The sequence below is a fragment of the Novosphingobium aquimarinum genome (genome assembly GCF_009746585.1).
Lineage (GTDB): Bacteria > Pseudomonadota > Alphaproteobacteria > Sphingomonadales > Sphingomonadaceae > Novosphingobium > Novosphingobium aquimarinum.
In genome coordinates this window covers 21344-44974 of sequence record NZ_WRPO01000017.1, presented here as the reverse complement: position 1 = coordinate 44974, position 23631 = coordinate 21344, and the positions used below count along the sequence as shown (strand labels likewise).

The 23631-nt window shown below is 64.0% G+C and carries 22 protein-coding genes and 1 tRNA gene; 7 read left to right on the top strand and 16 right to left on the bottom strand.

Annotated elements, in window-relative coordinates; translation table 11 throughout:
• The first annotated feature begins 256 nt into the window (after positions 1–256).
• Together GQO94_RS15385 and GQO94_RS15380 are read left to right on the top strand one after the other, a co-directional pair.
• On the top strand, positions 257–1246 hold the full coding sequence (locus tag GQO94_RS15385) for an XdhC family protein (protein ID WP_156842324.1): 990 nt from the start codon (positions 257–259) through the stop codon (positions 1244–1246).
• Entirely contained in the window at positions 1243–1812 is a 570-nt protein-coding gene (locus tag GQO94_RS15380) for a nucleotidyltransferase family protein (protein ID WP_156842323.1), read from the top strand. Before GQO94_RS15385 ends, GQO94_RS15380 begins: the two co-directional genes overlap by 4 nt.
• A 32-nt stretch (positions 1813–1844) precedes the next feature.
• Here GQO94_RS15380 and GQO94_RS15375 read toward each other — a convergent pair whose 3' ends face one another.
• Positions 1845–2165 carry a hypothetical protein gene (locus tag GQO94_RS15375; protein ID WP_156842322.1) on the bottom strand — a complete coding sequence of 107 codons (321 nt, stop codon included), beginning with the start codon at positions 2163–2165 and terminating at the stop codon, positions 1845–1847.
• Positions 2162–2833 (bottom strand): lipoyl(octanoyl) transferase LipB, encoded by a 672-nt coding sequence (lipB, locus tag GQO94_RS15370; protein WP_156842321.1) that lies wholly within the window; start codon positions 2831–2833, stop codon positions 2162–2164. Before lipB ends, GQO94_RS15375 begins: the two co-directional genes overlap by 4 nt.
• A 62-nt stretch (positions 2834–2895) precedes the next feature.
• On the opposite strand from lipB, the gene GQO94_RS15365 reads away from it, so the two are divergent.
• Complete coding sequence (locus GQO94_RS15365; protein ID WP_156842320.1) at positions 2896–3687, top strand: hypothetical protein; 792 nt, start codon at positions 2896–2898, stop codon at positions 3685–3687.
• A gap of 6 nt (positions 3688–3693) precedes the next feature.
• Here GQO94_RS15365 and GQO94_RS15360 read toward each other — a convergent pair whose 3' ends face one another.
• The 3 genes from GQO94_RS15360 to GQO94_RS15350 all read right to left on the bottom strand — a co-directional run bounded on the left by GQO94_RS15360 (position 3694) and on the right by GQO94_RS15350 (position 5365).
• Complete coding sequence (locus tag GQO94_RS15360) at positions 3694–4329, bottom strand: class I SAM-dependent methyltransferase (RefSeq protein ID WP_156842319.1); 636 nt, start codon at positions 4327–4329, stop codon at positions 3694–3696.
• 125 nt (positions 4330–4454) lie between these two features.
• Positions 4455–4799 carry an arsenate reductase (glutaredoxin) gene (gene arsC, locus GQO94_RS15355; protein ID WP_156842318.1) on the bottom strand — a complete coding sequence of 115 codons (345 nt, stop codon included), beginning with the start codon at positions 4797–4799 and terminating at the stop codon, positions 4455–4457.
• A complete protein-coding gene (locus GQO94_RS15350; RefSeq protein ID WP_156842317.1) occupies positions 4796–5365 on the bottom strand; it encodes a (2Fe-2S)-binding protein in 570 nt (189 codons plus the stop codon). The genes arsC and GQO94_RS15350 overlap by 4 nt, the downstream gene beginning before the upstream one ends.
• Positions 5366–5534: 169 nt before the next feature.
• Here GQO94_RS15350 and GQO94_RS15345 point away from each other — a divergent pair, with 169 nt between their 5' ends.
• A complete protein-coding gene (locus GQO94_RS15345) occupies positions 5535–6095 on the top strand; it encodes a YqgE/AlgH family protein (protein ID WP_156842316.1) in 561 nt (186 codons plus the stop codon).
• A gap of 9 nt (positions 6096–6104) precedes the next feature.
• Here GQO94_RS15345 and GQO94_RS15340 read toward each other — a convergent pair whose 3' ends face one another.
• A complete protein-coding gene (locus GQO94_RS15340; protein WP_156842315.1) occupies positions 6105–7265 on the bottom strand; it encodes an N-acetyltransferase in 1161 nt (386 codons plus the stop codon).
• Between the two features lie 149 nt (positions 7266–7414).
• Here GQO94_RS15340 and GQO94_RS15335 point away from each other — a divergent pair, with 149 nt between their 5' ends.
• Positions 7415–8512 (top strand): fatty acid desaturase family protein, encoded by a 1098-nt coding sequence (locus GQO94_RS15335; RefSeq protein ID WP_232332960.1) that lies wholly within the window; start codon positions 7415–7417, stop codon positions 8510–8512.
• 1 nt (position 8513) lies between these two features.
• Here GQO94_RS15335 and lptG read toward each other — a convergent pair whose 3' ends face one another.
• The 6 genes from lptG to GQO94_RS15305 form a co-directional block, all read right to left on the bottom strand.
• Positions 8514–9611, bottom strand: coding sequence for an LPS export ABC transporter permease LptG (lptG, locus tag GQO94_RS15330; RefSeq protein ID WP_156842313.1), 1098 nt, complete (start codon positions 9609–9611; stop codon positions 8514–8516).
• Position 9612: 1 nt separating this feature from the next.
• On the bottom strand, positions 9613–10842 hold the full coding sequence (locus tag GQO94_RS15325) for an LptF/LptG family permease (RefSeq protein WP_156842312.1): 1230 nt from the start codon (positions 10840–10842) through the stop codon (positions 9613–9615).
• 83 nt (positions 10843–10925) lie between these two features.
• Positions 10926–11321 (bottom strand): MAPEG family protein, encoded by a 396-nt coding sequence (locus tag GQO94_RS15320; protein ID WP_156842311.1) that lies wholly within the window; start codon positions 11319–11321, stop codon positions 10926–10928.
• A gap of 86 nt (positions 11322–11407) precedes the next feature.
• Positions 11408–11794 carry an ATP-dependent Clp protease adapter ClpS gene (gene clpS / locus GQO94_RS15315; RefSeq protein ID WP_156842310.1) on the bottom strand — a complete coding sequence of 129 codons (387 nt, stop codon included), beginning with the start codon at positions 11792–11794 and terminating at the stop codon, positions 11408–11410.
• Between the two features lie 128 nt (positions 11795–11922).
• Positions 11923–12828 (bottom strand): phasin family protein, encoded by a 906-nt coding sequence (locus GQO94_RS15310; protein ID WP_156842309.1) that lies wholly within the window; start codon positions 12826–12828, stop codon positions 11923–11925.
• A 186-nt stretch (positions 12829–13014) separates the two neighbouring features.
• On the bottom strand, positions 13015–14904 hold the full coding sequence (locus GQO94_RS15305) for a PHA/PHB synthase family protein (protein WP_156842308.1): 1890 nt from the start codon (positions 14902–14904) through the stop codon (positions 13015–13017).
• A gap of 334 nt (positions 14905–15238) precedes the next feature.
• On the opposite strand from GQO94_RS15305, the gene GQO94_RS15300 reads away from it, so the two are divergent.
• Entirely contained in the window at positions 15239–16438 is a 1200-nt protein-coding gene (locus tag GQO94_RS15300; protein ID WP_156842307.1) for an LL-diaminopimelate aminotransferase, read from the top strand.
• A gap of 10 nt (positions 16439–16448) precedes the next feature.
• On the opposite strand, the gene mobA is transcribed toward GQO94_RS15300, so the two are convergent.
• Entirely contained in the window at positions 16449–16979 is a 531-nt protein-coding gene (gene mobA, locus GQO94_RS15295; RefSeq protein ID WP_156842306.1) for a molybdenum cofactor guanylyltransferase, read from the bottom strand.
• 282 nt (positions 16980–17261) lie between these two features.
• On the opposite strand from mobA, the gene GQO94_RS15290 reads away from it, so the two are divergent.
• Positions 17262–17335 (top strand) — tRNA-Cys (locus GQO94_RS15290).
• A 119-nt stretch (positions 17336–17454) separates the two neighbouring features.
• On the opposite strand, the gene GQO94_RS15285 is transcribed toward GQO94_RS15290, so the two are convergent.
• The 3 genes from GQO94_RS15285 to GQO94_RS15275 form a co-directional block, all read right to left on the bottom strand.
• Positions 17455–19464 carry a M13 family metallopeptidase gene (locus GQO94_RS15285; protein ID WP_156842305.1) on the bottom strand — a complete coding sequence of 670 codons (2010 nt, stop codon included), beginning with the start codon at positions 19462–19464 and terminating at the stop codon, positions 17455–17457.
• 109 nt (positions 19465–19573) lie between these two features.
• The gene (locus GQO94_RS15280; protein ID WP_156842304.1) at positions 19574–21946 is read right to left on the bottom strand and encodes a glycosyltransferase family 4 protein; all 2373 of its coding nucleotides are present in this window, start codon (positions 21944–21946) and stop codon (positions 19574–19576) included.
• Between the two features lie 688 nt (positions 21947–22634).
• Entirely contained in the window at positions 22635–23561 is a 927-nt protein-coding gene (locus GQO94_RS15275; protein ID WP_156842303.1) for a hypothetical protein, read from the bottom strand.
• Positions 23562–23631 lie beyond the last annotated feature (70 nt).

Genomic DNA, 23631 nt, shown 5'->3' with positions numbered 1-23631 from the left:
TGTTTCAGCATCCATGTCGCCCCGCATCCGGACCTGAGCGGGAAGGCCCGATGGATGCTGAAACGAGTTCAGCATGACGGGGGATGGGGAGGTCGCACGGGTATCCTCGGCGGCACGAAGAGCGACGCGCGCCTGCCCTTCGAGCCCACTCCACAACCCTAACGCTCACCACCCGAAGGCTAGCGCAGCTCCTTTGCCGCCCCTATCTCGCGCGTGAGGGCGCATGGTGCGCCGCACGCCCCACACAGGACAGCGCATGGACGTCGAAACGCAGGATCTCGGACTGGCGGATGCGGACTGGCCGACGTTCGGCTGGATCGAGGACGTGCGGCCTGCTCTGGCCGAGGCGCTGGGCGAGGGCCGCGCGGTCGCGCTCGCGACGCTCTATCGCGTCGAAGGCAGCGCGCCGCGCGGGCCCGGCGCGCAGATGCTGTTCGACGGGACTTGCGCCACCGGCTATTTTTCCGGCGACTGCATCGAGGGCGACGTCGCCAGCCATGCCCGCGAGGTGCTGCGCACCGGTGAGCCGCAGCGGCTGCATTACGGCATGGGCAGCCCCTGGATCGACATTCGCTTGCGCTGCGGCGGTGCGTTGCACTTGCTGGTCGAGCGCATCGCGCCGGGAAGCGAAGCGGCGCGCGGCCTGCTCGAACGCGCGCGCCAACGGCAGACCTGCATCTGGACGAGCGACGGCGTCGCGCAGACCGTCTCGCAGGCAAAAGGGCCTCTGCTCGCGTTCGAGGCAGAGCCGTTCCGGATCGCGCGACGCTACGATCCGCCGCGCCGGTTGATCGTCACCGGGGGCGATCCGGGTGCGCTGGCCCTGGCGAAACTGGGCGAAGCCGCGCAATTCGAGACGATCCTCGTGCGCCCTTCCGGCCCGGAAAACGCGCCGCCCTTCGCGGTCTCCCAGTATCTGCGCGCGGAGCCTGCGGATGCGGTTGCCGAACTCGGGATCGATCGCTGGACGGCCTACATCGGCGCGACGCATGAGGATCATCACGATCTGGGCGGCATTCTGGCCGCGCTGCGCGGCAAGGCCGGATATGTCGGCATGATCGGCGCCCGCTCGCGCGCACCGGAGCGGCTTGCCGCGCTCGAAGCGGCCGGAGCGACGGCGGAGGAACTTGAGCGCCTCAGTCTCTCGCCTGGGATCACCGGACTGGGCAAGGCGCCGTGGGAAGTCGCGACCGGCATCCTCGCCGAAGTCATGCAGGCGCTGAATCCCGCGCACGAACGCGCGTGACACTGGCGGCGCTGGTGCTCGCCGCCGGTTCGGCGACGCGCTTCGGCAGCGACAAGCTTTCGGCGCCCTTTCGCGGCGAGCCGCTGGTGCATCACGCGATCCGCGCCGCGCGCACCGCGCCGGTCGGCCGCATCGTCATCGTTGCCCATCCCGCGCTGGACATCGGCGTCTGGCCGGATGCGCCCGAGATCGAGGTGCTACGCCTTGCCAGCACCTCGCTTTCGACGTCGCTGCGCACCGGCATTGCCGCCGTCCGCGAATGCGATGGCGCATTCGTGTTTCTCGGCGACGTCCCCCTGGTTCCGCACGATCTTGCGGCCCGGCTCGCGGAGCGGATCGGCCAAGCCTATGCCGCCGTCCCGCGCCATGACGGCAAGCCCGGTCACCCGGTACTCCTATCCCAGCGCGCCTTCGCCGATGTCATGAGGCTCGCGGGCGATGAAGGGGCGGGCCGCCTGCTGCGCGGGCGTGACGACGTGGTGACCGAGGACTGCGCGGATCCGTGCATCCGCTTCGATATCGACCGGCCCGGCGATCTCGTCGAAGATCCGCCCGCGCGGCCCTGAGGCGCTTCGCGTCGCTCAGCTGGCCCCGTCGATCATTCGTCGTTGGCGGCCGCTTCGTCCCCGGCAGAGTCGTCGGCCGGCGTCGCATCGTCCGCCTCATCGGTGGCTGCCGAACCAGTGGCTCTCGCACCGTTGCCCGACGCGCCGCCACTTTCCGGTTCGTCCGTCATCATCGCGGACGGAGGCCGAGAGCGGACGGTGTCGTAAGGGAGCATGTCGTCGGTGACGGAGCGGTCGAGTATGCGGCCACCGGCATCGGCGGCGCCATCGTCGGCTTTCTTGGATCCGTCGCAGGCCGACAGCAACAGCGCCGTTCCCAGGCCGATGGCCGTCACGATCGTCCTGGTTGTCACTTCGCTACCTCCGTCCGACAGGGCTGCTCGAGCGCGGCGAGAAATGCCGGGGCATTGCCGATCAGAGCCTCGTCCCATTGCGTCATATCCACCGAGAGGCCCAGCCGCTGCAGGCTGGTAACGCCGAACTCCTCGATCCCGCAAGGCACGATGCCGGTAAAATGCGAGAGATCGGGCGCGATATTCACGGAAAAACCGTGCATCGTCACCCACTTGCGGATGCGCACGCCGATCGCGCCGATCTTGGCTTCGCGTCCGTCGACATCCTGCGTCCAGATGCCGATGCGGCCCTCGGCCCGGAAGCTGTCGACGCCAAAGCCGCGCAGCGTCTCGATCACCCAGCCTTCCAGCGCATGGACGAAGCCGCGCGCATCGCGCGCCCGCTTGCGCAAGTCGAGCAGGACATAGCCGATGCGCTGGCCGGGCCCGTGGTAGGTATAGCGCCCGCCGCGCCCGGCCTCGACGACCTCGAAGCGCGGGTCGAGCAGTTCGGAGATCGCTGCGCTGGTTCCGGCGGTGTAGACGGGCGGATGCTCGAGCAGCCAGATCAGTTCGCGCGCTTCGCCCGCCGCGATCGCGGCATTGCGTGTAGTCATTTCGTCCAGCGCATCGCGATACGGCACGGGCTCGCTCGCGACTTTCAGCTCTATATCGGCAGGAAACTGCATGGCGCGTTGCGTGGCGGCATTCGCTGCGGTTATCAAGGGGCCAGATGTGACGGAGTGCCCCCATGAAATTCGACAGCATGCTCGCCTGGAAGCAGGCGTCTGCTGCGGTGAAAAGCAATCGCGATGTGCTGCTGGCCATCGCGGGCGTATGTTTCCTGCTGCCCTCGCTGGTGCTTCAATTGTTCTTCCCCCAGCCGGAACCCAATGCCGGGATGAGTGAGCAGGCGATCATGGAACTGGCGAGCAACTACTATCTCTCGCTGATTCCCGTCCTGATCCCGATCCTGGTGCTGCAGGCACTCGGCACGCTGTCCCTCGTCGAGCTGTTGACCGACCGTTCGCGACCGACAGTGGGCGAAGCGATGAAGACCGGTGCGCGCTCGATCGTGACGTATTTGCTCGCCCAGCTCATCCTGGGCCTGTTCGTCGGGATCGTGGGCGGACTGATCCTCGCGATCTTCTCGCTTGCCAGCGTGCCGGCACTCGCCAGCCTCGGGCTTGCGGTGGTGTTTGCGCTCGTCGCAGTCGTGGTTGTCCGCTCTTCGGTTACGGCCCCCGTGATCGTCGCCGACCGGCTGCGGAACCCGATCGAAGCGCTGCGCCGGGCCTTCGCGGTCACGCGGGGCCATGGCCTGCGCCTCTTCGTTTTCTATCTGCTGGTGTTCATCGCGTTCATGGTGATCGCGATCGTGCTGGGGCTGATCGTCGGCATACCCGTCAACCTGCTCGGTTCGGCCGAGACGGCACGCGTGGTGACCGCCATCGTCTCGTCCACGGTCAACGCCTTGCTGGCGCTCTACTTCGTCGCGATCGTCGTCGCGGTCCATCGGCAACTCTCCGCAGAGAGCGCCTGACGCCGCCTAGTCGGTGTCGGACTTCCAGCCCCAGAAGAGGAAGGCCGGCAGCACGTTGAGGAACACGAAGTCGCTGTCGATCCGGCGGAAATGGCGCGCCATGAACGCCCGTGCGCGAGTCGAGAACTGGTAGACGAGGAACGCGCCGCCAGGGCGAATTACGCGATGCGTCGCCTCGGCGATCGCCGGGCCGACGCCGGCCGGAAGCGTCGAGAACGGCAGGCCCGAAAGGACGTAGTCGGCATGATCGTGCCCGTGCGCACGCACGATCTCTTCGACGTCAGCTGCCGAGCCGAGCACCGCGGTGAAGCGGCTGTCGGTGATCGAATTGCGCAAGTAGTCGATATAGAGCGGATTGGTGTCGATCACGATCAGGCGGCCATCCCGGCCCAAGCGATCGAGCACGGGCTGGCAGAAGGTTCCGATCCCGGGCCCGTATTCGACGAAAAGCCGGCATTCGTCCCATTTCACTGGTCCGAGCATGCGCTGGATGGTGAAACGCGACGAGGGAATGATCGAACCGACCATGACCGGGTGGCGGACGAACCCTTCCAGGAATACGCCCCAGGGGCCGAGTGCCCGCTTCACCTTCTTCTTGATCTTCGTCGGCAGTGCCTCACGGGCAAGCTCGTTGCTGGACATGCTGGCGGAGGCTCTCGTGTCGCTTATTCGTCGGTTAGGGGTCTGTGCGGTGGCAGATCGGGGCAATCTTTGCAAGCTGTCGGCCAGTTCGCTCTCGTCCCGATGTGGTATTCACCGCTGAGAACTCACAGAATTTCATGGACCTTGTCTTGCGGACGGCAGAGCCGTGCGCCTTTTTCGGTCTCGACCAGCGGCCGCTCGATCAGGATCGGCTCTGCGGCCATCGCGGCCAGCACGGTCGCGTCGTCGGCATCCGGCAGTCCGCGTTCCGCCGCATCGGTCCCCTTGAGCCGCAAGCCTTGCTGCGGGGTCAGGCCGGCATCGGCATAAAGCTGGGCAAGCTTCTGCGCCGTCGGCGGCGTCTTGAGATACTCGATCACTTCGACGTCCAGCCCGGGCGTTTCCTCGAGAATCGCCAGGGTCTTGCGCGAAGTGCCGCATTTCGGGTTGTGCCAGATTGTCGCTTTCATGGTTGCTCTCCATCGTTTTCAAGGTGCGGTGGGCCGGGGCGCAGCGCCGGCAGGGCGCTTGCGGCATCGGCCGGATCGATGCCCGGAGCCGGCGCCGCGCTCAGCGTTTCCTCGCGGCGCGCCACTCGCCCGGCGCGCTGGACCGCGCGAACCAGTCGGGGATAAACGCCGCAGCGACACAAATTGGGAATTGCCGCCTTGATCTCGGCCTCGGACGGCGCGGCGTTGCGCTCGATCAGCGCGGCGGCGGCCATCACGATGCCGGGCGTACAAAAGCCGCACTGGATCGCCTGCTCGGCCACCAAGGCCTGCTGCACCGGGTGCGAGCGATCACGCGAAAGCCCTTCGATGGTGACGATCTCGCGCCCTTCGCATTCGCCCAGGGTAATCAGGCACGACCGCAAGGGTTCGGAATCGACCATCACCATGCACGCGCCGCAATCGCCCACGCCGCAGCCATACTTGGTGCCGGTGAGGTTCATCGCATCGCGCAAGCCCCACAGCAGGGGCGTCGCGGGATCGAGGGCAATCGACACGGGCTTCTGGTTGACGGTCAGGCTCGGCACGCGCGCGGTCTTAATTGGCAATGGCCGCGCAAGCTAGTGCCGAGCTTTCTTTGGCGATGGCCCGATTCCTGCGCTCGAGCGGGCAATCGGATGTTCTCGCCAGCCGCCGGCCAGGCCGATTTTTCCGGCTGTGGTTTTCGCCCGGCGCGGATTGGCGTAGAGTGGGGCGATGTCCAATAGCAAGTTTCTGACCGGCAGGCTGCTGCTCGCCATGCCGGGAATGTTCGATCCGCGGTTCGATCGCTCGGTGAACCTGATGTGCGTACACGACGACAACGGCGCACTCGGGATCGGGATCGGCCACATTCGCGACGGTATCCGCTTTCGCGGCCTGCTCAAGGAAGTGGGGATCGCGCCACGCAATGCGCCCGATGTCGAGGTTCATCACGGCGGGCCGGTCGAACCGGGGCGCGGTTTCGTGCTGCACTCGCCGGACTGGAGCGGCAGCGATTCGATCGCCTTCTCGCCCTTCTGCACGCTGTCGGCCTCGATGGAGATCCTCAAGGCGATCGCGGCGGGCGACGGCCCCAGCCGGTGGCTGATCGCGCTCGGCTACGCCGGGTGGGGACCCGGCCAGCTCGAGAACGAACTCAAGGCTCACGGCTGGTTCGCCGCGAACGGCCACGAGGAGGTCGTGTTCGGCACGCCCGCCGACGGTCGCTGGGCCTCGACCTGGCGCGCCGAGGGCATCGATCCCTCACTCCTCGCAAGCGAGACCGGCCACGCCTGACCGGCGGGCCTAGAGAGGCTTCGCGTAGATCGCGTATTCGCGGTTGATCTTGCTGTTGATCGCTTCGGCAATCGCCACCATCCCCTGGTTGTCCTCCAGGATCCAGCCGATTTCGGCCCTTTCGGCAGCGAACTTCTCGATCGACGAACGGCGGATGTATTCGATCATCATGAAGGCGAGCTGGCTGGCGAGGCGCGAAGATTGCAGGCGCTTCTTCACCCCCATCAGCGGGACCCGCATGTCCGCGGGCCGTGGACGCTTCAGCCATTTGAGCAGCCGCAGCCAGCCCAGCGGCGAAGGCTTGCCGGTGCGACCCGTGACCTTGCTCAGAACGCCGTTCATGTCGGGCAGAGTCATCATGAAAGCGACCGGCTCGCCTTCGTATTCGGCGATGCGGATCAACTCGGGATGGACGATCGGCTTGAGCGCCTTGCCGATATGTTCGATCTCGTCGTCGGTGAAGGGCACGAAGCCCCAGTTGTCCGACCAGGCATCGTTGAGGATGTCGCAGATGATCGCCGCCTCGGCGGCGAAATTCTTCAGCACCACTTCGCGCACGCGAATCTTCGCATTCTTCTCGCCCGAGGCGATGATGCGCTGGATCAGCGGCGGGTAGGGAATCCGCACATCGATCTCGTAAGTGTGGAGCGTCTTCACTCGCTCGTAGCCGGCACCTTCGATCCAGGGCCGATAAGCCGCGTTGTGGTGGGCCATCATGTACATCGGCGCATGATCGAACCCCACCACCTGCAGTCCGGGCTCTTCCCAGACCGAGAGGTTCATCGGCGCCATCGCACGGTGCATGTCGTGCGCGCGCAGCCAATCCTCGGCCGTGGCGATCAGCGCGGCCGCGACATCCGCGTCGACGGCCTCGATCGCGCCCCACATGCCCGTGCCGGGGCCCATGCCTTGCTCGGGAGGCTGGCCGAGGGCCAGCTCGTCGATATGCGCCGCGATGCGCCCGACGATCTCCTGGCCCCGCCGGGCCAGGAACAACTGGCAGCGCGCATGATCGAAATAGGGGTTCTTGCCGGGCGTGAACTTGGCAATCTCTTCCATTCGCAAATTGCCGACCCAGTTGGGATCGTCGGCATTGAGTCGATAGGCGACGTCGACGAAAGCGGCCCGATCGGCCTTGCTGCTGATGGGATCAATGCTTAGCTCGGCCACGATATCGCCTTTGTTCCGGGTTAGTTCAGGTCCTCGCGGCGAAGTGCGGTTGCAGGGTCGATCTTGTCAAGCACGGCCAGCACCGGCAAGGCCGCGCTCCTGTGGTTGGGCCAGGTTCCAACCCATCTCTGTTTGGATTTCGAGTGATGATGACGGCACACGAGAGCAGTTTCCGACCCGCTTCGAACGCGGTCCCCGCGTCGATATCGGTGCGCGCGAGCCGCGTGCCCGTGGCGGACGACAAGGAGATGCTGCGCGCCGCGGTGGATCTCACCAAGGACATCGCCGAGGCCCGACCGCAGATCTACTGGCCCGACATGATCCTCTCCGCGGGGATCGGCTATGCCGGGCTCGCCGGGGCGATCCTGCTGTCGAACCCCTGGCTGGCGATCGGCTGCGCCGTGATCGCGGTTCTCGCGCTGTATCGGGCGCTGCTGTTCATCCACGAATTGACCCACATTCACCGCGATGCCTTGCCCGGCTTCCGGCTCGGGTGGAACCTGCTGGTCGGCATTCCCATGCTGACGCCATCGTTCATGTACGAAACCGTGCATACGCTGCACCATGCGCGAACGCGCTACGGAACGATCGAGGATCCCGAATACCTGCCGCTGGCTCTGATGAAGCCCTGGTCGCTGCCGGTGTTCCTGATCACCGCGATCCTCCTCCCGCCGGCGCTGCTGTTGCGCTCGGCCATACTTGTGCCGCTGGGCGCTCTCATTCCGCCGCTGCGCCGCCTCGTGTGGCAGCGGTTCTCCGCGCTGGCGATCAACCCCGCATTCCGCCGCCGGGCGCCCGAAGGTGCGTTTCGCCGGCAAGTGATCTGGCAGGAAGTCGGCACAACCGCATGGTCGCTTTTTCTGATCGCGAGTGGCTTCGTGATCGGCTGGAAGCCCTTGCTGATCGCGCTGGCGGTGCTGGCCGCGGTTGCCGTGCTCAATCAGGTCCGCACTCTGGTCGCGCACTTGTGGGAGAACGAAGGCGACACGATGACCGTCACCGCGCAATATCTCGATTCGGTCAACGTTCCGCCCCCCGGGCTGCTGGCGGAGCTCTGGGCGCCGGTGGGTCTGCGCTACCACGCGCTGCATCACTTGCTGCCGAGCATGCCCTATCACGCCCTGCCGGAATGCCATCGCCGCCTGAGCGACCATCTGGGCCCCGAAACGACATATGCGCGCGCCAGCCACACGGGTCTGCTGCCGCTGGTCGGACGCCTCGCCTCGAGCACGATCCGGCCGCGCTGAGCTACTCCTCGGTGCGGATCAGCACCGTCTCGCCGACCAGCGCGAACAGGAGGAACGGCGCCCAGGCCGCGATGAACGGCGGGTAGCCGCCGAAATTGCCCATCGCGAGCGCCGCATTGTCGATGACGAAGTAGGCGAAGCCGAGCGCCATGCCGATCACGGAGCGCACCAGCAGCTGGCCCGAGCGCGCGAGCCCGAAGGCCGCGACCGCGCCGAGAATCGGCATCAGCACCGAGGAGAGCGGGCCCGAGATCTTGTGCCACCAGGCCGCTTCGAGTTCGCTCGTCCGCCGCCCGGCCACCTTCATCGCGTCGATCGATTTCGCCAGCGTGAAGATGTCCTGCGAATCGGCGTCGACCGAGCTGATCAGGACGCGTTCGGGAGTGATGCCCGCAGCGACTGTCGCGCGGGGCAGCTTGCTCGTCTGCGTGCGGCGCACGTCGAACCGGGTCGCGTCGGTCAGCACCCAGCCGGACCGCGTGAACGTGGCCCGAGGCGCGCGGATTTCATCGACGATCATGCCCGAAGCGTTGCGGCGATAGTAGGTGACCTTGCTCAGCACCATGTTGCTGGCATCGCCGGCCACCGTCGCGGCCAGCAGGATATCGCGCCCTTCGGCCATGTAGACGTTGTTGCGCACCCCCGAATCCGGCAGGATCGGCCCGTATTCCGCCGAGGACCAGGCGTCGAGTGAGGCCGTCGCGCGCGTGACCACGCGCTCGTTGAAAACGAAGCTCAGCCCGGCGATGAAGATCGCGGTGAGCACCAGCGGCGCCAGCACCTGATGCGCGGAGAGCCCGGCGGCCTTCATCGAGATGACTTCGCTGTTCTGGTTGAGCGTCGCCAATGTGATAATCGTCGCCAGCAGCACCGAATAGGGCAGGAACCGGGCCACGAGCTGCGGGATTCGCAGCGAGACGTATCGCAACAGCTCGGCCTGGCCATTGCCCGGCACGGCAAGGATATCGCCGCTCTCGCCGAGCAGGTCGAGCATCATCAGCACCAGCACCAGCATCACCAGCACCGCGACGATGCGCGTCAGGAAGAGGCGCGCGAGATAGACCGTCAGGGTCCGCGACGGAAAGAAATCGAGAAGCATCTTAGTTGGGCGTCGCCGAAACCGGGAGCAGGCTTGCCACGCCGCGCCGTCGGCGCAGCAGCGACTTCAGCTTCTTGCCGACCGTTTCCGCCGCCTTTTCGAGCCAGCCGATCGCTTGCCCGCCCGGCACGTAAGCGACGCGATAGTACATCCACAGGATCATCACCGCGAAGAACAGGAACGGTCCCCAAAGCGCCAGGATCGGATCGACGCGGCCGAGCGAAGCCACGTCGTTCGCGTACTGATTGATCTTGTGATAGGCGACCACCATCACGATCGAGACGAACAGCCCGAGCGAGGATGTCGACCGCTTGGGCGGGATCGCGAGCGCCACCGAAAGCAGCGGCAGCAGCAGCATCATCACCACTTCGACAACGCGGTAGTTGAAGTTCGCCTGGCTCGAGACTCGTTCCGACTTGGGCAGTTCCTCGCTCCAGCCGACGCGCAGCAGTTCGGGCAGGAGATACTCGCGGTCGCCTTCGCCGCGCTGGCGGAAGCGTTCGATCGCAGGCAGGTCGATCGGCAGATCGTGACGAGTGAACGTCAGGACTCGGGCTTGCGCGCCGGGCTGATCCTGAATGATCTGGCCCTCTTTCAGCCGCAAAATGATGGTGTCGGGCCGCTCGCGCAGAGCCAGAAAGCTTCCCTCACGCGCCGAGATCGAAAGGACCTGCCCCTTATTGTTGGCCACGCGGGCGAAAATGCCGAGCAGGCGCCGACCGTCGTCCTCGCTCCGCTCGATCCGCAGCGCGATGCGATCCTTGAGGGTGGTGAATTCGCCGACCTTGATCGAAGCCCCGAGCGCGCCCGATTTGAGCTCGTAATTGAGCTCCTCGTAGTAATAGCGGGACAGCGGCTGGAGGTAGCCGACAATGGCGAAGTTCACGGCCACCAGCACGATGGTGATCATGTACGGCACGCGCAGCAGCCGGGTGTAGCTGAGCCCGACGGCGCGCATCACATCGAGTTCGCTCGATGTCGCCAGCTTGCGGAAGGCGAGCAGGATGCCGAGCATGAGCCCCAGCGGGATCGCGAGGCTGGCATATTCGGGAAGCAGGTTGACCAGCATCTTGAAGACGACGCCGATCGGCCCGCCCTCGGTCGCCACGAAATCGAACAGCCGGAGCATCTTGTCGAGCACAAGCAGCGATGCCGCGAGCACGAAGATGCCGAGCATCGGCATCAGCACGAGCCGGAAAATGTAGCGGTCGATGGCGCTGAAAAATTTCACGGCAGAGGGTCGCGGCAACCTGGCATCTGGGGGACGGGCGGATTTGCCGCCTTAACCCGTCGCAACCCCGGGCGAAAGGCCCTTCACGGCAGCAGCAGCGGCCAAAGGACGAGAAGCAGTCCTACCAGGCTGACCAGAAAGATCACGGTGCGGATGCCCGATACGCCTGCGAGGTAGACCGGCACGTAGGCGATCCGCATCACCAGCCACAGTCCGCCGCCCAGCGCGGTCATCGTGCTGGTGCGCTCGGCCAGGACCACGCCGAGCAGCGCGACGATCGCCACCGGGAAGGTTTCGAGGAAATTGTCCTGCGCGCGCTTGGCGCGACCGGCGACGGGATTGAGCGGCGGCATGTCCTTGTCGCGTGGACCGATGTTCCAGTTCTTGCCGTACTGTTTGGTCTTGAAATGACCGGCAATGAAGATCTGTACGATCAGCAGCACGGCGCCCCATCCAAGAATTGCGATCTCGATAGGCATTTGCGCTTCCCCCGCTGACGTGAATTCAGGCAACGCCCCGAGCGCGACCTAGGTTCCTGCAGCGCCCGACTGGCTCGATCGGCCGTTCAGGCTTTTTCGAGAGTGCATTGGAGAGGATGCTGGTTCTGGCGAGCGAAATCCATCACCTGATTCACTTTGGTTTCGGCGATTTCGTAGGGAAAGATCCCGCAGACGCCGACGCCTTTCTGATGCACATGAAGCATCACGCGTGTCGCCTGTTCGAGGTCCATATTGAAGAACCGCTTGAGGACCATCACCACGAACTCCATCGGGGTGTAATCGTCATTGAGCATCAATACTTTGAATTGGCTCGGTTTTTTGGGTTTGGCACGGGTCTTCGTGGCCGTGCCGACCTGACCGTCGTCCGGTCCGCCGGGGCCGGAATCATCCCCCTCGCCGGCGAGCCGGGGAGCGATGCGATCGAGTAGGGTCGTGTCGGAATAGGGAATCATTGCTGGCAGAATATCGTATCGCGGGCCCCGACGACAAGATGCGCGAGCCAAGAATGTGACGGAGCGGATACAACAAGGGGCCGGATGCGCTCCGCACCCGGCCCCTTGCAGCGTTTATTGCGATGCGATCAGATCGACGCCTGACGCACCTTTTCGACTGCCATGCTGACGCGGCCCGAAAGCGGCGCCATGCTGTCGCTCATGAGCTTGAGCATCGCTTCGCTGTTCTTCGAACCGTAAGCGACGGCGCTGTCGAAGTTCTTGCGCATCATCTCGCTCTGGAGCTTGAAGAAATCGGTCGGCGACTTGACCGCCGCCAGTTCCTTCATGTCGGCGCTCATCGTCTCGAATGCGGCCTTGCCTTCGGCGGCCAGCGTGGTGCTCATTTCCTGGACGCCTTCAGAGAAGATCTTGCCCGATTCCATCATAGCCTCGACGTTGCCCTTGGCGAACTCGCTGGCGTCACCGAACATGCCGGTGGTCTTCTCGAAAGCTTCCTTGGCCTTGGCTTGGGCCTCGGCCATCGAATCCTGAAACGTGCTGAAATTGGCGCTCATATCCATGATGCTGGGTTCCTTGCGAATGGGTTGTGCTACGGCAATGGGTTTGGCGGTTTGACGTGCCGCCGCAGGGGCCTTCGACGCCGCTTTGGGGGCAGGGGTCTTGGTCTTCGCAGCAGCGAGCGGAGCCTTGACCGCTTCGGTGCTGGCCGACTTGTTATTGACTGTCTTGGCCGGCTTAGTCGGTTTGGACGGCTTGGACGCTTTGGGCTTCGCGGCGATCGTCATTTTCTTCGCGGTCTTGGCCCGGGATTTGGCGGCGGCATCCGCCAGCTTGGCTTCGGCGGACTTGGGCGGACGGCCACGACGCTTGGGAGCCGGCTTCACTTCTGGAGCGGTGGCCAGGGCTTTCACCGAAGTGTCGGTTGCCGGCTTCGTCTCGGCGGTGTCTGCGGAACCGGAGGTATCGGCTTTCGCCACCTTGTCCGCGATCTCCGAATTGGTGCCGTCTTTCGTGTCGATCTCATCTGCCATGTGCAATCCTATGGTCTCGTTGTGGATGGACACTTCGCGAAATCGCACTGCCCATTCTGTTGCGGCGCAACATAGAGTTTTGCACAGGCGAAGTCAACGCGTTTTGCTGCAGTGCAACAAACTGAAATATAGGATGGTCACCGCAAGGCGCGAGCGCCTCGGAAATAGGTGAAGCTTGGTTTAGCTTTATCTCTGGGCGACGTATCGGCCGGGCGCATCTTCGATGGTTTTATCGCCGCGTCCGCCGGGCCGTCGCTTGCCCTTTACCGGCACCATCGCATCGTCGATCGATTCCAGCCATTCGCGCCAATGCGGCCACCAGCTGCCGCTGTGCTCGCTCGCCCCGGCGATGAAATCGTTGAGGTTTTCGACGGGCTCGTCGTTCGTCCAATAGCCGTACTTGTTGGCCGATGGTGGGTTGACCACGCCCGCGATGTGCCCGGAGCCCGCCAGCAAAAAGGTGTACCGGCCTTTCAGGTGATGCGTCAGTTTCCAGACGCTTTCGGGCGGCGCGATGTGATCCTCGCGTCCGGCCTGAATATAGCAGGGGGTGCTGATCTTCGACAGATCGATGCCGACGCCGCAGGCCGACAAGGCATTGGGCACGACCAGCCGATTATCGCGATACAGATCGCTCAGGTATTCACGATGCCAGCGCAAGGGCAGGTTGGTCACGTCCCCGTTCCAGTGGAGCAGGTCGAACGCGGGATATTCCTCGCCTTTCAGGTAATTTTTTTCGACGTAAGTCCAGACCAGATCGTTGCCGCGCAAGAGATTGAACGTGGCGGCCAGATAGCGACCATCGAGGTAGCCTTCGGGAGAGAGGTAGCCGATCGTCTCGATCTGCTGATCGTCGACGAAATTGAGCAAATCGCCGGCATTCGAAAAATCGACTTGGGCAGTGAAGAACGTGGCGCTCGCGACCTTTTGCGCCTCGCCTTTTTTCGCCAGTATCGCGAGCGTCGCCGCCAGCGTGGTTCCGGCCACGCAGTAGCCGATGGTGTGCGCCGAAGGCACCTTGAGCCGGGCGCAGACGTGATCGATCGCCTCGACCTGCGCGGCGATGTAATCGTCCCAGACGATGTCGGCCATGCTGGCGTCCGCCGACTTCCACGAGACCATGAACACGCTCACGCCTTGCTCGACCGCCCAGCGCACGAAGCTCTTTTTCGCGTTGAGATCGAGAATGTAGAACCGGTTGATCCACGGCGGGAAAATGATCAGCGGCACTTCCAGCACTTTGGCGGTCGTGGGCGTGTACTGAATGAGCTGGAACAGGTCGGTCTCGTAGACCACCTTGCCCGGCGTGACGGCGATGTTCTCGCCCAGGGTGAAGGCGGTCGGATTGGTGTGCGTGAGTTGCCCGCGGCGCAAGTCCGCCAGCAGGTTCTCCATGCCCTTCACCAGGCTCTCGCCCTTGGTTTCGACCGCTTTGTCGAGCGCGACCGGATTGAGCAGCGGAAAGTTCGACGGTGAGATCGAATCGACCAGCATCTTCGTGGCGAAAACCAGTTGCCGCTTGCGTGCCGGATCCATGCCTTCGACCGACTGTGCCGCGCCGACGAGATGCTCGGCCATCATCAGATAGGCTTGGTGCAGCACTGCGAAAAAGGGTTGCTCGCGCCACGCCGGATCGTTGAAACGGCGATCGCTGCGCGGCAGGTCGCGCGCATTGCCGCTCGCGTTCGCCGCATCCTCGCCACGCGGGCCGATGCCGAACTGCCCCAGAACCGTTTCGAACAGCTCGAGCGAATCGCTCCAGATCTTGTTTTTGCTTTCCGGTGACGCGAGCGGAAGCTGGCGCATCACCGACTCGGCAGTGGCGACCCACTTCGCCGGATCACTGAAGTGGGAGGAATTTGTGCTCGCCTTGCTCAATTGTTCGACCTGGAAATCGACCAGCATCGATTGCATTCGCCCGACCACTTCCGCCCAGTGAACCGCGTCTTTCGCACCGCTCTGGTCGGCATCGGGGGCCATCGCGCCGAACAGGGTCATCATGCCTTCGGACTGGCGGCGCATGAGATCGGAAAAGGCATCCGTGGGCGAAGTGGGCTCGCGAGTCTTGTCGTTCATGAAAAAGCCGTCACCTCTGGTTGGAGCGACAAGGCTCCTGTCTGAAATCCGCGGTGCGGGAACCGAGCCTCGCCCCGATGCCTGCATGTTATCCGCCGGTCGTCGGCACCCTAACATGTCGACACGGCTTGGAAAGTCTCGCCGCGCGTCGATACGTAACAACTGCGGGATCCGATTTTTCGGGTTCGGATTTAAGGGGCCGGCGCAGCGCGTTCCCGCCGACATGCCCTCACGCGAGGGTGAGCCCGTGATGCAACAGGTTCCCGTGATCGCAATCCGTGATAAGGGCGCGTTACTCGCAACTGTCCCTAATAGCCTTTTCTGGAAAGGTCCGATGTCCGACGAATTCTACCGCATCAAGCGACTGCCGCCCTATGTCATCGCCGAAGTCAACGCGATGCGGCACGCAGCACGCCAGGCGGGCCGGGACATCATCGACCTCGGCATGGGCAATCCCGACTTGCCCCCGCCCCAGCACGTGATCGACAAGCTGTGCGAAGTCGCGCAGACCGCGGATGCCCATGGCTATTCGCAATCGAAGGGCATTCCGGGCCTGCGCCGCGCGCAAGCCAATTACTATGGCCGCCGATTCGGAGTCGATCTCGATCCCGAAAGCGAAGTCGTGGTGACGATGGGTTCGAAGGAAGGGCTGGCCAGCCTTGCCACCGCGATCACCGCGCCGGGTGACGTGGTGCTCTCGCCGAACCCGAGCTACCCGATCCACACGTTCGGCTTCATCATTGCCGGCGCGACGATCCGCTCGGTGCCGACGACGCCTGACGAGCATTACTGGGAATCGCTCGACCGTGCGATGGCCTTCACCGTGCCGCGCCCCTCGATCCTGGTGGTGAACTACCCCTCGAACCCGACGGCGGAAACGGTCGATCTGGCGTTCTACACAAAGCTTGTCGCCTGGGCGAAGGAGAACAAGGTCTGGATCCTGTCCGACCTCGCTTATTCCGAACTTTATTACGACGGCAATCCGACGCCCTCGATCCTGCAGGTCGAAGGCGCCAAGGACGTCGCGGTCGAATTCACCTCGATGAGCAAGACCTATTCGATGGCGGGCTGGCGCATGGGCTTCGCGGTCGGCAATCAGAAGCTCATTTCGGCGATGACGCGGGTGAAGAGCTATCTCGATTACGGTGCCTTCACGCCGATCCAGGCGGCGGCTTGCGCGGCGCTCAACGGGCCGCAGGACATCGTCGAGAAGAACCGCCAGCTCTATCAGAAGCGCCGTGACGTGATGGTCGAGGCGTTCGGTCGCGCCGGATGGGAGATCCCGCCACCCAAGGCCTCGATGTTCGCCTGGGCGCCGCTCCCGCCCGCGCTCAAGGAGATGGGCAGCCTGGAATTTTCGAAGCAGCTCCTCACCCATGCCGAAGTCGCGGTGGCGCCGGGCGTGGGCTACGGCGAAGACGGCGAAGGGTATGTGCGCATCGCCATGGTCGAGAACGAACAGCGGCTGCGCCAGGCCGCGCGCAACGTGAAGCGCTACCTGGCCAGCATGGGGGTCAACAGCACCGCCGCATAACGGCGCCGGCTTAGCCCGATTTTCCCTCGAACGCCTCGAGGTCCGCCTGGTGATTGATGTTGGCAGGCGGGCTCTCGACTTCGACCAGGCGGGCCCCGCTCAGTTCGGCGAAGCGGTACATCGAGTGCTTTTGCGAGACATCGAGCAACAAGGGCTCGATGACTTCGATCAGCGCCACCGGCCACAAGCCGATCACCGGCTGCGAGGCGAGGCACGCGGGGCCCGGCCCGAGCAGGCGCGGCAAGCCCTCGGGCAGATCGGGCGTATCGACCCCGCAGCTCAGCACCGCTTCGTAGTCCTCGGCGCGCGCGTGATGCAGCGCGGCGGCGAGGCCGGCGAGCGGCCCCATGTCGGAACGCGGCCAGTCCGGCAGTGTCGGCGCGGGGGCGACGGAGCGACCGGTGACGATCACATGCTCGCACCAGCCCGACAATGTATCGACGGATCGCGCCAGCAGGCTGCGGCCGTCCAGCTCGGCAAGGGCCTTGTCGCTTCCGAACCGCGTCGCCTTGCCGCCCGCGAGCACCGCTCCGAGAATCATGCTCCAGCGTCCCGCGCGGGACAGTGACGAAGTGGTGAGACGCCTGTTCTGGCATTTGGCATGATAGAGACCCTGATTGCGGCATTCGGGGCTCTTGCTTGGATCAAAACCCCCCCCGACACAAACCGCCTTTGGGGCGCGGCCGTCTGGACTTACCGGCTCGCCGCGTTCGGTTGCCGACCACATCCCTCTTGCCCGCCGACCAGAAGCGGGCTAGGCGCCCCTTTAGAAACCCGGCAAATGCCGCGTAGCGCCAAGCACCAGGCGCTCCCGTTTCGATAAGGCCCGATGGCGGAGTGGTGACGCAGCGGACTGCAAATCCGTATACGCCGGTTCGATTCCGGCTCGGGCCTCCATTTTCTTGATCTGCCGCTGGGTCCGTCAGCAAACCTGGCCTCGCATGAAGCGCAGCTGCGGAGCGGACATCCGCTACCGCATCGACAATGGCCGGGCGTGTTCAACGCAAGAATGGCGCTCACCAAACGCGGCATTGGTTTGCAGCGGGGCGAGCCATTGCCGCTCCCGCAGGGCATGAAAATGCGCGACTGAATTCGGGCATGTTCGAGAGCGGTGCGTTCACGCGAAATGCGGGCGGAGCGTGCCCGTCGCGTTCAATGGATTGCCGCAGGCTTGCTTCGCTCTGCGACACGCAATTGTTCTGAGCGTAGCGGTAGAAGAAGCGTTGCGCCGGGCTCGTGCCGGTTTCGTCGGTCTGATCGATCCTGGTTCCCAGCGTTCTCCTAAGGGCCTCGTACGCCAATCGGACGCCGCCGTAATCGGCGACGTTCTCGTCGAATTGCTCGCTCCCGGGAAGGGAAACACCGGGCAGAGGATGGTAGTCGTTGGCCTGCTGGATAACGCACTGGCCTCGCGTATTGGCAGCCTGCTCGTCGGCCGGGGTCCAAAGTTCCTCATCGAGGCCGGTGGGACCGAACATGTGAAGTTGCGCGACGTGCACGAACTCATGAGCGAACACGGTTCCGTACGTCGCATAATTCCATTCGGGCGGCGCACCTTCCACAAAGCGCGGCGTCGATAGGAAGGCTGCCGTCATGATGAGCGAATTGGTAAAGGCATCGGGAAAGCCGTTCGGAATGACGAGGCGGGCGGCCGCCATGCCTTCGCCGACCCAGGGATCGACTTTCATTTCCCAATCGGTACGCGACCGGGCTTGGCCGACGCGGCCCCATTCGCGCTTTTGTTCAAAGCGTCTTGCGGCAAGCACGTTTTCCAGGAACCGGTCGTGGCGAAGTCGATAGTGCCCGACGGCGGGCCAGACATCTGGAAAGCCGATCTTCAAGTCGGTCCGGCGCAGTTTGTCCGCCGTGGCTCGGCGCGCTTCAGCCGAAAGCCAGTCGTCCCCTGCAAGCGAATCGACGATTGCATCCTTGATCGTCTCGGAAAGCTGTTTCGCGGAGTCGCGTGCCGGCGTTCCGAGAATGCGCGTCGCATATTGGCGCGAAAACTCCACCCCCATCGCGCGAACGGTGGCATCGCGGCAGCGTGAATTGGTATCGTAGATCTCTGCGCGCAGATCAGGGGAAAGATGGGAGAACGCCGCGTTATAGGGGGCGGGCAGCTCGCCCCGCAGCGAGAATAGAAAAGCCCAACGCAGATAGGCGCGCAAATCGGCTGGGGAGCGGGTCCGCAGCTCGTGGTCGAGAGCGCGCAGATAGGCGGGCGAAGTAACATTGATGCGCTGCAACGGATCCGCACCGGCTTGGGCCAGATAGGGTGTCCATTCGAAAGCGGGCGCGAGTTGTCTGAGCTGATCGATAGACGCGGGGTTTTCCGCATTCGCCGCATCCCAGCGATCGACGCGGTGTTTGCGCAAGGCTTCGACAATCTCGGCGACCGCCGCTGCATCGCGCCGCGCATCGCTTTCGCTCAAACCCGCACTCTGAAACGCCTCTTGGACCGGGCCTGGATCGGCCCAAAGCGTGGCGCTGTGAATTTCGCCGCGATAGCGGTTCGGATCGGTCCGATCGGGGCGCCCGCCATAGCTCAAGAACGCGTTGACGCCGATGCTCGCCAGATCTCGAATCGCTTGCTGTATCGTCGCGCGGTCCGTCGCGGCGTCGATCCGCGCGAGCCAGCGTTTCACGGTTGCGGCATCGTTGGCATGGCCCGAGCGACAGGACGCGAAAAAGGTCTTCAAGCGTCCCAGTTCGGAAGCGCGCGTGGATGGTTCGTCGAACAGTCTGATCAGATCGCGATTGAGATCGGCTTCGAACTTGGACTGGACCCGGCTGATGACGGGCCTTTCGGCCGTCGCCGGATGCGCGGCCATGAAGCCGCCGCACGCGTGCTGGTAAAAATCGGTACAGGCCGAGGTGCCATTGTCGAGCGCCGTTCGATCAATCCCGTCGTCAGGCCAAGCCGCAGCCTGGCTTTGCTGGCCGCCAGCGCGGGCCGGATCCCAGTATGTTGCAATCAGGAATGCGGCTGCGGCCGCTGCGATCGCCAGGAAGAATGATCCTCGCATAGCACCCCACGAGTCCGATATCGGCGTCTCGACATCTGCAATGTTCTTCTACACCCAAAATCGGAAGTGGCGAACCTGAACTCCGGCGAGGGCCGATGTGGCGGCGCTTTCAGCGCTTTTGTGACTGTCCTTTTGTCTCGCGATACGCGTTCAGCCGATCGAGCCGGCCGAGCGAAACCGCTTCAAGAAAGTCCTCCCGCATTTCGGGTTCATCGCGCAGACACAGGAAGAAGCCGCGCACGAAATACGTGGGGGCTTCGTCATTGGGCTTGATCACGGCTCCGAAAGCGATCGTCTGCTCGCCGCTCCATTCGTTTGCAGCCATGTCAAACCAGACCCAGACGATCTCGTCCGGTTCCAGCCAGCCTTCCTGCACCTGATCGCCAAGGGAAATGCGGTATCCTGCCCGAACGGCTTCGTCGCCGCGAAGGCCGATGTAGACGCGAAGTCGCCGCGCGATCGGCTCGACCTGCATGGTCAAATCCCCGCCGCCCTTTCGCACGCGGCACCCGCGATCCTCGGGCCAGTGCCAGCCCAGATTGGAGCGGAACTTTTCCGCCGTGCTCATGCCGGGCCAGATCCGTATCGAGCGGTTGCGCACCAGCGAATACCAGTTGCCGGGGATGGCCTTGGGTGCCGTAAGATGCGCACCTTGGGACGACAGGTCGGTTCCTTGCGGACTATCTTCGATCGCTGCGAAATGATCGAGCTCCGCGATGATCTTGCCCGCAAGATCAGGCCAACTGCGCGGCTTGAACTCGGCCCGGATCACAGCCTCGAGGCGCGCGCGATAGGCATCGTCGCTGATGAGCTTTTCGGCCTTCTCGACCAATTGCGCCTGGTTGCCGGCTGCGAAGCTCACCGCGAAACGGCCGCCGGCTTCGGGCAGGGAGGCGGCATCGGAGATCAGCGGAACTTTGCCGTAGGAAAGCGACTCGGTGACCGGCAGGCCCCAGCCCTCGTAAAAACTCGGATATATGGTGAAGCGGCAGCTCCGGTAGAGCAGGGCCAGTTCGGCATCGGACAAGCCCGACAGCATCGTGACTTTGCGCGACAGCGACAAGTCGGTCGCGAGCCGTTCGTAGACTTTGTCGTTCAACCACCCGCGATTGCCGACGCACACCAGCTGCGGCACCTTGTCGGGTCCGAGCCGTGCGATGAGCTCGGCCCAGGCCGCGAAAGCGACGAGATGGCCCTTGCGCGATTCCACCGTGGACACGAACAGGACGAACCCGCCGTCCTCCAGCTGCCACTGGTCGAGCGCGTCGGCTTCCAACTCGCGGAGCCCGCTCTTGCGGAAGTCGCTATCGAGCGGGACGATTGCGATATTGTCCGGCGTTATGGTGTGGCCCAGCTCTTTTGCGACCGTGCGAAGATCCTTCGCGGTTGCCCGGGAATTGACCAGGAAATGGTCGGCGTGATCGAACACGCCGAGGGCCCAGCTGATGAAATCCTGGGTCAAACCCTCGATGCAGTGTTCGGGCGCGATGATCGGGATCATGTCGTGCACGAACGGAATGTAACGGATCCCTCGAGTCTTTTTCGCTTGGCGCACGAACAGGAAATAGTTCTGCAGCCACCAGCTTGTGCCGAGGTTGATGAGCAGGGCCCCATGCGGGAAGACGAAAGGCGGAGTCAGCGTGAGCTGGAGATCGAGCTCGGCCACCGCTTCGGTCCAGTCGTCATCGTCGGTGGCGCCGGCCGTCGTCGCCAACGCGCAAAGGCGCCGGAAGGATGCCACGGGCACTTCGAGCCAGTCTTCGCGCAGGGACGTGAAGCAGCATAAGCGGATGGCCCGGCCGTTCTCACGCTGCAAGGCGCCCATGATCGCCTCGATCTGAACGCGCTGAATGCCCGTCGGCAGGCGCGAAGCCCGCCAGAAGCCGATCAGATCCGAAACGTCGAAGACCATCGCCAGATTCAGCGTCGGATCCGCTGGTGACGCGGGGGCGGCAGCGGCAGGACCCCGGCTTGCCACTATGGCTCGAAGCTTCGACAAAATCGGAGCGTCCTTGCCCGGCGGGGGGGCATCCAGCGCTTCTACCGCTGCGGCAATCTTCGCATATTCGCCGCGCTCCACCTGCTGAGCCATTAGCGCCAGCAGTTCGTGCTCCTCGGCCTTGCTGTCGGTTCCGTAATGGATCGAGAGCAGGAAATGCCTGATTGCCGGATCGATGTAGCCGAGCCGTTTGTACAGATGCGCGAGATGCAAATGCGCGTCGGCATCCGCAGCCGCGAGCGTCGTCGCCTCCTGGTAGGCTTGCAGCGCATCGTCGAGCCTTCCGCTCTCCTTCAGAGCGTGGCCCAGTTGAATCCAGATGTGCGGTTGCGCGTCATCTTCGCGAAGCGCGCTGCGATAGTGGGTCGCTGCGCTGAACCAGTCCCGTCGGTCGCGGGCCGTGTCTGCCTTTCGTATCGCCTGCTGTGTCGCGGTTTCCTTGGGAGCGCCGTCAGTGCCGAAAATCCGCGACAAATAATTCATCGAGGATCCACAGTCGGATCGATCCCGCGCAAGACCCGGAGCGCGCCGATGATGGGGACCAACCGAAAATCCAAACCGGACCTTTCCATGCGCGCCAGTTAGGATCGGACCGGCCGATCCTACGGCTTCAATCTTGCCAAGAATCCTGCCAAGCCCTGCGCGCGCTGATCCGCGGAGGCGAATCGCCCCGGACTCGGGAAGACCTCAAAACGCTGCGCACGTGCGCCTCGCGCTCATTTTTTAGGGCATTGCTCGAAAGTTTCGCAAGCGTAGAAACGCTCGGATTCGATACATTCAGCGCGCCGGCCGGACAACCGGGCCTGCGGCGATATATCTCGGCGCCGACGGGGGCAGCACGCCCGCGCCGGCCTCGGTCCTTTTATGCGGTGAAGGAACTCAAGCGTCTTCTGCGAGCACCACCACGCGCAATCCGGGCCTGAATTCACCGGGCCGCTCGATCGGGATCACGGGCCGTCGCATGGGGCGCCGCGCCACCGGAACTGGAAGATTTCGCGCCTGATCGGCTGAAGTCGCACCGTTCGGCATAAAGCTGAGTAAACGGGACATTGCATCAGATCCTTTCTACAGGCCTAACGCGCGTACTTCGCCAAAACCTTTCCAAGTCCTTTCTTACTTGCGACGAGTTGATCCGTGATGTCGACAAGTCGTTATAGTCGCCGAATATCCGCTAGTAGAGCCAGGTCTCCATCTTGAGATTCCGCTTGCCGCGACGGACTTCGAACGATTGCAGGCGGGCCGTTGCGCCCACGGGTTGGAGCACGAGCTGACGCGAAGCGCGGCATGGCGTCTTCGCCGACTTGGGGCTCTCCTGGTTGAGGGAGATCGCGCTGTCCGACACTGCAACGAGCCGCAACTGACTTGTGCAGACGGTTTGCGCCGCCGCACCGTCAGGTCCGGGCCTCGCGTAAGTCGCTTCGCCAACGATGTCGTTCACCGCGCCGCCGGTGATGGTCATCTGCACGAGGTAATCGTCCTCGTCATAAGCTTCGCCACTGGCCAGCCCTTTGCGCGCGCCCAGGTACTGACCGGCAACATCGCCCTTGGTGAAGCGCGCATCGTAGCTCGTCACGTCGATCCAGTTGGCTGCGATGAAACCGCGGATATCGGCATCGTCGGGCTGCGTTGCCCTGGCGCAGCGTCCCCCGTCTTGCTGCGCATCCTCAGGCCCGAGGCACGCGATGACACGGCCCGAAGCGCACCGCCAGAACAAGGTATCCGCCGCCCCGGCCGACGCGCCGCTTGCTGCCTGTCGAACCCATGACGGGTTGCGGTCCCCGGTGTACGCGTTGTCGGGCGCGTCGACGTCCTGGTAGTAGGCGCAGTACTCGATCGGATCGGCGAAGCTGGCGCGTTCGGGCTGCGGCGGCGGCGCCTCGGACTTCGCGGGACGCCTGCGTCTGACGGTCTCCTGCTTCTTGCGGTTCGGCGTCGTTTCGCGGCGCGGGGGCTTGGGCTCGCTCGTCGAGGTGCCCGGCCGGGAAAAGATCTGCGCCACGGCGACGGGCTCAACCGCGACCCCCCAGGCCAGAAGGCCGAGCAATACCAGCGAAAGCGGGATTCTCGCGTGTCTACGGATTTCAAAAGGCCTGGCCATGCGCATCCCCTCCAGATCGAGCCCCTCGGCGGCGCCAAACCTAAGGCGAGCGCCATGATCTAATCAACTG

What these genes read in the sequence shown, in the direction of transcription:
- GQO94_RS15385 (WP_156842324.1), top strand. Translation starts at nt 257, where the DNA reads ATGGACGTCGAAACGCAGGATCTCGGACTGGCGGATGCGGACTGGCCG.
- lipB (WP_156842321.1), bottom strand. Translation starts at nt 2,833, where the DNA reads ATGCAGTTTCCTGCCGATATAGAGCTGAAAGTCGCGAGCGAGCCCGTG.
- GQO94_RS15365 (WP_156842320.1), top strand. Translation starts at nt 2,896, where the DNA reads ATGAAATTCGACAGCATGCTCGCCTGGAAGCAGGCGTCTGCTGCGGTG.
- GQO94_RS15360 (WP_156842319.1), bottom strand. Translation starts at nt 4,329, where the DNA reads ATGTCCAGCAACGAGCTTGCCCGTGAGGCACTGCCGACGAAGATCAAG.
- arsC (WP_156842318.1), bottom strand. Translation starts at nt 4,799, where the DNA reads ATGAAAGCGACAATCTGGCACAACCCGAAATGCGGCACTTCGCGCAAG.
- GQO94_RS15345 (WP_156842316.1), top strand. Translation starts at nt 5,535, where the DNA reads ATGTCCAATAGCAAGTTTCTGACCGGCAGGCTGCTGCTCGCCATGCCG.
- GQO94_RS15335 (WP_232332960.1), top strand. Translation starts at nt 7,415, where the DNA reads ATGACGGCACACGAGAGCAGTTTCCGACCCGCTTCGAACGCGGTCCCC.
- lptG (WP_156842313.1), bottom strand. Translation starts at nt 9,611, where the DNA reads ATGCTTCTCGATTTCTTTCCGTCGCGGACCCTGACGGTCTATCTCGCG.
- GQO94_RS15320 (WP_156842311.1), bottom strand. Translation starts at nt 11,321, where the DNA reads ATGCCTATCGAGATCGCAATTCTTGGATGGGGCGCCGTGCTGCTGATC.
- clpS (WP_156842310.1), bottom strand. Translation starts at nt 11,794, where the DNA reads ATGATTCCCTATTCCGACACGACCCTACTCGATCGCATCGCTCCCCGG.
- GQO94_RS15310 (WP_156842309.1), bottom strand. Translation starts at nt 12,828, where the DNA reads ATGGCAGATGAGATCGACACGAAAGACGGCACCAATTCGGAGATCGCG.
- GQO94_RS15305 (WP_156842308.1), bottom strand. Translation starts at nt 14,904, where the DNA reads ATGAACGACAAGACTCGCGAGCCCACTTCGCCCACGGATGCCTTTTCC.
- GQO94_RS15300 (WP_156842307.1), top strand. Translation starts at nt 15,239, where the DNA reads ATGTCCGACGAATTCTACCGCATCAAGCGACTGCCGCCCTATGTCATC.
- mobA (WP_156842306.1), bottom strand. Translation starts at nt 16,979, where the DNA reads ATGATTCTCGGAGCGGTGCTCGCGGGCGGCAAGGCGACGCGGTTCGGA.
- GQO94_RS15285 (WP_156842305.1), bottom strand. Translation starts at nt 19,464, where the DNA reads ATGCGAGGATCATTCTTCCTGGCGATCGCAGCGGCCGCAGCCGCATTC.
- GQO94_RS15280 (WP_156842304.1), bottom strand. Translation starts at nt 21,946, where the DNA reads ATGAATTATTTGTCGCGGATTTTCGGCACTGACGGCGCTCCCAAGGAA.
- GQO94_RS15275 (WP_156842303.1), bottom strand. Translation starts at nt 23,561, where the DNA reads ATGGCCAGGCCTTTTGAAATCCGTAGACACGCGAGAATCCCGCTTTCG.